Raw genomic sequence first — 8,480 nt, 5'->3', positions numbered from 1 at the left:
TCGCTCTTCCGATCTAATCGCCGCAGGGGCTTGGATGGCCCGCTGCTCAAACGCCGCAGGGGCTTGAATGGCCCGCTGCTCAATCGCCGCAGGGGCTTGAATGGCCCAGCTGGTCGATCGCCGCAGGGCTTGAAAACTGGCGCCGCAGCGGAGTTAACGGTTAGCCGCGGACTCCGCAGAGGTGGAAGAGAGCCGCCACCCGGCGGTACGGGTCGGAACGGCCCGCCCGCTCCTCCGCGGCGAGCAGCGTCTGGAGCTCCCCGTGCTCCGGCGCCCCCACGCCATCCGCCACCTGATCCGTGAAGACCCGCACCCCGTACCAGGCACGCAACGGCGCCCCGATCCCCGCGAGGGACTCCGTCAGCGCGTCGAGCCGGTCGGCCCTGACGTCGAGCCCGAGCCGGTTCGTGTACTTCGTCGACTCGAAGGCGCCGAGCGCGCCGATCCAGTCACCGGCGAGCCCCGGCCGCATCGCCAGCGCGTCCCCGTTGCGTACGACGAGGGAGAGCAGGCCGCCCGGCGCCAGCATCCGGGCCAGGCCCGCGAGCAGCGCGTCGGGATCCTCGACGTACATCAGGACGCCGTGGCAGAGCACGACGTCGAAACTGCCCGGCAGGAAGTGCACACCGGTGTCCATGCCGTTGCCCTGCACGAGACGGACCCGGTCACGCACCCCCGCGGGCTCCGCGGCGAGCGCCCGGCCCGCCACGGTGACCATCTCCGGGTCCTGCTCCACACCGGTCACCTTGTGCCCTGCGCGGGCCAGGCGCAGCGCCTGCGTTCCCTGGCCCATCCCCACGTCGAGCACCCGCAGCCGCTGACCGACGGGGAACCGCGCGGCCAGCTGCTCGTCGAGCTGCCGGGCCACGAGTTCCTGCCGCACGATGTTGCGCAGCCCGCCGAGCTTGTCCAGCCAGGAGTGCACCGCGTCGCCGGCGAAGGCCTCCGCGGCGTGCGAACTGTCCGTGCTCAGGGCCGCTCCCCGCGCTTGACCTGCGGCTTCGGCAGGCGCAGGCGCTTCATCTGGAGCGTGCGCATCAGCGCGTACGCGACGGCGCCCTTGCGGCGCTCGTTCGGGAACTTCTCCGCGAGGAGCTTCTTCAGACGGAAACCGGTCACGGCCGAGTCGACCACGATCGCGACGATCACGAACAGCCACAGCAGCAGCGCGATGTTCTGCAGCGAACCGACGCGGATCATGCTCAGGACGAGGATGACCACCGCCATTGGCAGGAAGTACTCGGCGATCGCGAAGCGCGAGTCGACGAAATCGCGCGCGTACTTGCGCACCGGACCCTTGTCACGGGCCGGCAGGTAACGCTCGTCGCCATTGGCCAGCGCCTCCCGCTGGCGCTGCATCGCGGTGCGGCGCTCGTCGCGGGAGCGGGTCCGGGCCTCCTTCGGTGACGTCTTGGTGTTGGCCACACTGCGGCGCGGCGTCTGGGACTCGCTGCGCTTCGGCGTGGGGCGGCCCTTGGGCGCCTGGGGGTCTCGGGGCTGCTTGGACATGGTCACCTTGGCCTGCGCGGCCTGGGCCTTGTCGTCCTTTGATCGGCTACGGAACACAATCGCCAGGGTACGTGGTGGTCATGCATCGACCACAGGGCTGTGGGGAACGATCCGGCAACGTCCCGCGTCCTCCGTCAGGGGTCAACTACTCCTTGCGCCGGAGCGGGGTCGGAAGCAGTCGTCCTTGGGGATGAGCGCATCCGTACCTGAACAGTGCGGTAATAGAGGCAGGACCCGTACTGTGGTTTCTGTCGCAGTGCTGGAGCTGGACCAACGCTGGATCTGTCAGAAGGGGGCGCGCGAAGCCCATGAGCGGTGTCATGAAGCGTATGGGGATGATCTTCCGCGCGAAGGCGAACAAGGCCCTTGACCGGGCCGAGGACCCGCGCGAGACCCTCGATTACTCGTACCAGAAGCAGCTGGAGCTGCTCCAGAAGGTACGCAGGGGGGTCGCGGATGTGGCGACGTCCCGCAAGCGGCTGGAGCTGCAGCTCGGTCAGCTCCAGTCCCAGTCCTCCAAGCTCGAGGACCAGGGCCGCAAGGCGCTCGCGCTCGGCCGGGAGGATCTGGCCCGCGAGGCGCTGTCCCGCCGTGCCGCGCTCCAGCAGCAGGTCACGGACCTGGAGACGCAGCACCAGACGTTGCAGGGCGAGGAGGAGAAGCTCACCCTTGCGGCCCAGCGGCTGCAGGCGAAGGTGGACGCCTTCCGCACCAAGAAGGAAACGATCAAGGCCACCTACACGGCGGCGCAGGCGCAGACCCGGATCGGCGAGGCGTTCTCCGGCATCTCCGAGGAGATGGGCGACGTCGGCATGGCGATCCAGCGTGCCGAGGACAAGACCGCGCAGCTCCAGGCGCGGGCCGGTGCCATCGACGAACTGCTCGCCTCCGGCGCGCTCGACGACTCGTCCGGCCTCGCCAAGGACGACATCCAGAGCGAGCTGGACCGGCTCTCCGGTGGTACGGATGTAGAGCTGGAGCTGCAACGGATGAAGGCGGAGCTGTCCGGTGGCTCGTCCTCGTCGCAGCAGGCGCTCGAGGGCGGACAGGAACAGGGTCAGCCTTCGCAGCAGCAGCCCCAGGACACCCCGCGCTTCGACAAGCAGTAGCAGGAGGCCGACATGATCGTCCGGATCATGGGGGAGGGCCAGGTGGAGTTGGCGGACGACCACTTCACCGAACTCAACAAGCTCGACGACGAGCTCCTCGCGGAGATGGAGAGTGGTGACGAGGCGGGCTTCCGCCGTACGCTCGCCGCTCTCCTGGACGCGGTCCGCCGTCTGGGCGCTCCGCTGCCGGACGATGCGCTGGAGCCGTCGGAGCTGATTCTTCCGGCGGCGGATGCGACGCTCTCCGAGGTCCGCGAGATGCTCAGCGACGACGGCCTGATCCCGGGCTAGCCCCACAATCAAGCCCCTGCGGCGATTGAGGCGCGGGGTCTGGGGCAGAGCCCCAGGGCGCGACCACGGCGCCGGTCGTGACGCCTCGGGGCTCCGCCCCGGACCCCGCTGATCAATCGCCGCAGGGGCTTGAATGGCCCACCCGCCGCCTTGGGTAATCAGCCAGGTCCCACCGGCAGGTGACGCGCTACCGTGAACCCGGTGAACCGCTTCGTACGGTGGGCCAGGACGTATCCGTTGGCCCTGGACGCCGCCCTCGCGCTCGGCGTGCTGCTCTGCATGGTCGCCGGATCCTTCGTCGACCCGCACGGCCCGGAGGGAACGTACGCCTGGGGCGCCAGAACCCCGGACGCGCTCAGCCTCGTCCTGATGCTGCTCGGTGCCGCCGCCCTCGTGTTCCGCCGCCGCGTCCCCTTCCCCGTACTCGCCGCGACCGCCACCGTCTCCGTCGTCGAACTGGTCACCGGCGACCCCCGCGCCCCCGTCGTGATGGCCGCGGTCGTCGCCCTCTTCACGGTCGCCGCCACCACGGACCGCCCCACCACCTGGCGCGTCGGCCTCGCCTCGATGGCGGTGCTGACCGGCGTCGCCATGTTCGCGGGCCCGCTGCCCTGGTACTCCCAGGAGAACCTGGCGATCTTCGCGTGGACCGGCATGGCCGCGGCCGCGGGCGACGCGGTCCGCTCCCGCCGCGCCTTCATCACCGCGATCAGGGAGCGCGCCGAACGCGCCGAACGCACCCGCGAGGAGGAGGCACGGCGCCGCGTCGCCGAGGAGCGGCTGCGGATCGCCCGCGATCTGCACGACGTCGTCGCCCACCACATCGCACTCGTCAACGTGCAGGCCGGCGTCGCCGCCCACGTCATGGACCGGCGCCCCGACCAGGCCAAGGAGGCCCTCGGTCACGTCCGCGAGGCCAGCCGCTCCGCGCTGGGCGAACTCCGCGCCACGGTCGGCCTGTTGAGGCAGACCGGGGATCCTGAGGCGCCCACCGAGCCCGCCCCCGGACTGGACCGGCTCGACGACCTCGTCGACACCTTCCGGCACGCCGGGCTGCCCGTCGAGGTGGCCCGCGCGAAGGACGCCCCCGCCCTGCCCGCCGCCGTCGACCTCGCGGCCTTCCGCGTCGTGCAGGAAGCGCTGACGAACGTACAGAAGCACGCGGGTCCCGAGGCCAGGGCCGAGGTCAGCGTCGTGCGCGTGGGACCGAACGTGGAGATCACCGTCCTCGACAACGGCCCCGGCGCCACGGCCGCGTACGGCGACCACCCCAGCGAACCGGACGAGCCCGGGGCGAACGGCGGCCACGGCCTCCTCGGCATGCGCGAACGCGTCACCGCGCTCCGCGGCGCCCTCACCGCGGGACCGCGCTACGGCGGCGGTTTCCGCGTCCATGCGATCCTTCCGACCAAGGCCCGCACCAGCGGCGCCGACCCCGCCGCAGGCACCAACACCCCCGAGGACGCCACCACATGACCAGCGTGACGATCAGGGTCCTCCTCGCCGACGACCAGGCCCTGCTGCGCAGCGCCTTCCGTGTGCTCGTGGACTCCGAGCCCGACATGGAGGTGGTGGGGGAGGCGTCCGACGGCGTCGAGGCCGTGCGGCTCGCCCGCTCGGAGCGCCCCGACGTCGTGCTCATGGACATCCGGATGCCCGGCACCGACGGCCTCGCCGCCACCCGCGAGATCAGCGCGGACCCGGAGCTCCGCGACGTACACGTCGTGATGCTGACGACGTTCGAGGTCGACGAGTACGTGGTGCAGTCGCTGCGGGCCGGTGCCTCCGGCTTCCTCGGCAAGGGCGCCGAGCCCGACGAACTGCTCGGCGCCGTGCGGATCGCGGCCGCGGGCGACGCCCTGCTCTCGCCGCTGGCGACCAAGGGTCTGATCGCCAAGTTCCTCGCGCAGGGGGACGGTTACGAGGAGGGCGCGCGCCCCACGGACGGCAGCGGCGCGCGGCTCGCCGCGCTCACCGGGCGCGAGCGCGAGGTCCTCGTCCAGGTCGCGGGCGGCCACTCCAACGACGAGATCGCCGAGCGCCTCGAGGTCAGCCCGCTCACCGTGAAGACCCACGTCAACCGCGCCATGGCCAAGCTGGGCGCCCGCGACCGCGCCCAACTCGTCGTCATCGCGTACGAATCGGGCCTGGTCCGTCCACGGGTGGAGTGACCCTGAGGGGCCGCGTACTACGGGCGCAGTAGGCGGCGGGCAAGAACGGGACCTGGGAGCGACGAATCGGGTCGTACGCATGACCGAGGGTGGACCATGGGCCCCTGACACCGCACCGGTTGTCATGGCACGGGCCTTCATCTTCCGCTCACGTCCCACGGAGACCCGACCCATGTCCTGGCTGTCGAAGTTCAGCCTCGCCCAGCGCGCCCTCATCGGGCTGATCTCGATCATCGCGATCGCGTTCGGTGCGATCGCGATCCCTCAGCTCAAGCAGCAGCTGCTGCCCTCGATCGAACTGCCCATGGTCTCCGTGATCGCCCCCTACCAGGGCGCGTCGCCGGACGTGGTGGAGAAGCAGGTCGTCGAGCCTCTCGAGAACTCCATCGACGCGGTCGACGGAATCACCGGCGTCACGTCGACGGCCAGCGAGGGCAACGCCCTGGTGATGGCCCAGTTCGACTACGGCCCCGACGGCAGCAAGCAGCTCGTCGCCGACGTCCAGCAGGCCGTCAACCGGGCCCGCGCCCAACTGCCCGAGGACGTCGACCCGCAGGTCGTCGCCGGTTCGACCGACGACATCCCGACCGTCGTGCTCGCCGTCACCTCGGACAAGGACCAGCAGGCGCTCGCCGACCAGCTCGACAAGTCCGTCGTGCCGACGCTGAAGGACATCGACGGCGTCTCCCAGGTCACCGTCGACGGCGTCCGCGACCTCCAGGTCGACATCACGCCCAGTGACCGGAAGATGGCCGCGGCCGGGGTGAACGCCCAGGCGCTCGGCGAGACCCTGAAGGCCGGCGGCGCCACCATGCCCGCGGGCTCGCTCGACGAGGCGGGCAAGAACCGCACGGTCCAGGTCGGCGGCGGCTTCACGTCCCTGAAGCAGATCCAGGACCTGATGATCACGGGTGAGGGCGTCAAGAAGCCCGTACGCCTCGGTGACATCGCCACGGTGAAGCAGCAGCCGTCCACGGCCGACTCGATCACCCGCACCGACGGCGAGCCCAGCCTCTCGCTCGCGGTCACCATGGACCAGGACGGCTCCGCCGTCGCCATCTCCAAGGCCGTCAAGGACAAGCTGCCGCAGCTGAAGGACGACCTCGGCGCCGGCGCCGAGGTCACCGTCGTCAGCGACCAGGGCCCGGCCGTGTCGAAGTCCATCTCGGGCCTGACCACGGAGGGCGCGCTCGGCCTGCTCTTCGCGGTCATCGTGATCCTGATCTTCCTGGCCTCGCTGCGCTCGACGCTCGTGACGGCGGTCTCCATCCCGCTGTCCGTGCTCCTCGCGCTGATCGTCCTGTGGACCGGCGACCTGTCGCTCAACATGCTCACGCTCGGCGCGCTGACCATCGCGATCGGCCGCGTCGTCGACGACTCGATCGTCGTCCTGGAGAACATCAAGCGCCATCTCGGCTACGGCGAGGAACGTCAGGAGGCCATCCTCAAGGCGGTCCGCGAGGTCGCCGGAGCGGTCACCTCCTCCACCCTCACCACGGTGGCGGTCTTCCTCCCCATCGGCCTGGTCGGCGGCATGGTGGGCGAGCTGTTCGGCTCGTTCTCCATCACGGTGACGGCGGCGCTCCTCGCTTCCCTGCTCGTGTCGTTGACGGTCGTCCCGGTCCTCTCCTACTGGTTCCTGCGCCCGCCCAAGGCGGCCCGCGGCGTCGACCCGGAGGAGGCCCGGCGCCTGGCCGAGGAGAAGGAGGCGCGCTCCTGGCTGCAGCGGATCTACGTTCCCGTGCTGCGCTTCGCGACGCGTCGCCGGTTCACGAGCCTGCTCATCGCGGTGGTCGTGCTCGTCGGCACGTTCGGCATGGCGCCGATGCTCAAGACGAACTTCTTCGACCAGGGCGACCAGGAAGTCCTCTCCATCAAGCAGGAGTTGAAGCCCGGCACCAGCCTGTCGGCGACCGACACCGCCACGAAGAAGATCGAGAAGATGCTCGCGGGCATCGACGAGATCGAGGACTACCAGGTCACCATCGGCTCCTCCGGTTTCATGGCGGCCTTCGGCGGCGGCACCGACACCAACCAGGCGTCGTACCAGGTGAAGCTGAAGGACAGCTCGACGTACGAGGCGACGCAGAAGCGCATCGAGCGCGGGCTCGGACAGCTCTCCGGCGTGGGTACGACGACGCTCGGGGCCGGTGGCGGCTTCGGCAGCCAGGACCTGTCCGTGGTCGTGAAGGCCGCCGACGGCGACACGCTCGACAAGGCCTCCGAGCAGGTCCGCGACGCGGTCGCCGGGCTCGACGGGGTCACCGACGTCACCAGCGACCTGTCGCAGTCGGTGCCGCGGATCTCGGTGAAGGGCAACGCGAAGGCGGCCGCCGCCGGGTTCAACGACACGACGCTCGGCGCCGCCGTCACCCAGTCGGTGCGCGGGACCACCAGCGGCAAGGTGACGATCGACGACACCGAGCGCGACATCGTCGTGAAGTCGGCGAAGCCGGCCACCACGATGGCCGAGCTGAAGAAGCTGCCGATGGGCCCGGGTGGCATCACGCTCGGCGACATCGCCACGGTGAAGACCGTCGACGGTCCGGTCTCGATGACCCGGATCGACGGCGCCCGCGCGGCGACGATCACGGCGAAGCCGGACGGCGACAACACGGGCGCGGTCAGCGCCGACCTCCAGACGAAGATCAACAAGCTGGACCTGCCGAAGGGCGCCACGGCGACCATCGGCGGCGTCAGCGAGGACCAGGACGACGCGTTCAAGAACCTGGGCCTGGCGATGCTCGCGGCGATCGCGATCGTCTTCATGCTCCTGGTGGCGACGTTCCGTTCGCTGGCCCAGCCGCTGATCCTGCTGGTCTCGATCCCGTTCGCGGCGACCGGCGCGATCGGTCTGCTGGTCGCGACCGGCACGGCGATGGGTGTCCCGGCGATGATCGGCATGCTGATGCTGATCGGCATCGTGGTGACCAACGCGATCGTCCTCATCGACCTGATCAACCAGTACCGGAGTCAGGGGCTCGGTGTGGTCGAGGCGGTCGTCGAGGGCGGCCGGCACCGGCTGCGCCCGATCCTGATGACGGCCCTGGCGACGATCTTCGCCCTGCTCCCGATGGCGCTCGGCGTCACCGGCGAGGGCGGCTTCATCGCGCAGCCACTGGCCGTGGTCGTGATCGGCGGGCTGATCTCGTCGACGCTGCTGACGCTGCTTCTCGTCCCGACGCTGTACGCGATGCTGGAGCTTCGCAAGGAGCGGCGGGCGGCGAAGCGGTCGGCGAAGCGCGGCGACGGTGTCCCGCCCCAGTCCCCGGCCCCCGAACCGGAGCCGGCGAACGTGTGACCAGATCGAGCCCCTGCGGCGCGTGAGCCATTCAAGCCCGCCTTGGGCGATCTGCGGCCTGGGGCGGGTGGGCCATTCAAGCCCCGCCGGCGATTGAGG

7 protein-coding genes are annotated in these 8,480 nt (G+C 70.4%); 5 read left to right on the top strand and 2 right to left on the bottom strand.

Annotation, left to right across the window (positions count from 1 at the left end):
* Positions 1 to 160: 160 nt before the first annotated feature.
* Together ABT004_RS35115 and ABT004_RS35110 are read right to left on the bottom strand one after the other, a co-directional pair.
* Positions 161 to 868, bottom strand: coding sequence for a class I SAM-dependent methyltransferase (locus tag ABT004_RS35115; RefSeq protein WP_351345459.1), 708 nt, complete (start codon positions 866 to 868; stop codon positions 161 to 163).
* A gap of 101 nt (positions 869 to 969) precedes the next feature.
* Entirely contained in the window at positions 970 to 1,566 is a 597-nt protein-coding gene (locus tag ABT004_RS35110) for a DUF3043 domain-containing protein (protein ID WP_351345453.1), read from the bottom strand.
* A gap of 251 nt (positions 1,567 to 1,817) precedes the next feature.
* Here ABT004_RS35110 and ABT004_RS35105 point away from each other — a divergent pair, with 251 nt between their 5' ends.
* From ABT004_RS35105 to ABT004_RS35085, 5 genes are all read left to right on the top strand, one after another.
* Entirely contained in the window at positions 1,818 to 2,618 is an 801-nt protein-coding gene (locus ABT004_RS35105; RefSeq protein ID WP_351345450.1) for a PspA/IM30 family protein, read from the top strand.
* Positions 2,619 to 2,630: 12 nt separating this feature from the next.
* The gene (gene pspAA / locus ABT004_RS35100) at positions 2,631 to 2,909 is read left to right on the top strand and encodes a PspA-associated protein PspAA (RefSeq protein WP_351345447.1); all 279 of its coding nucleotides are present in this window, start codon (positions 2,631 to 2,633) and stop codon (positions 2,907 to 2,909) included.
* Positions 2,910 to 3,110: 201 nt separating this feature from the next.
* Positions 3,111 to 4,385, top strand: a complete 1,275-nt coding sequence (locus tag ABT004_RS35095; RefSeq protein WP_351345444.1) for a sensor histidine kinase — start codon at positions 3,111 to 3,113, stop codon at positions 4,383 to 4,385.
* 5 nt (positions 4,386 to 4,390) lie between these two features.
* Positions 4,391 to 5,080 carry a response regulator transcription factor gene (locus ABT004_RS35090; RefSeq protein WP_351345456.1) on the top strand — a complete coding sequence of 230 codons (690 nt, stop codon included), beginning with the start codon at positions 4,391 to 4,393 and terminating at the stop codon, positions 5,078 to 5,080.
* Positions 5,081 to 5,252: 172 nt separating this feature from the next.
* The gene (locus ABT004_RS35085; RefSeq protein WP_351345441.1) at positions 5,253 to 8,381 is read left to right on the top strand and encodes an efflux RND transporter permease subunit; all 3,129 of its coding nucleotides are present in this window, start codon (positions 5,253 to 5,255) and stop codon (positions 8,379 to 8,381) included.
* Positions 8,382 to 8,480: the final 99 nt, after the last annotated feature.

Source organism: Streptomyces sp. NPDC002790 (genome assembly GCF_040295505.1).
In the GTDB taxonomy this organism is placed as follows: domain Bacteria; phylum Actinomycetota; class Actinomycetes; order Streptomycetales; family Streptomycetaceae; genus Streptomyces.
This window is presented reverse-complemented; position numbering and strand designations above follow the sequence as displayed.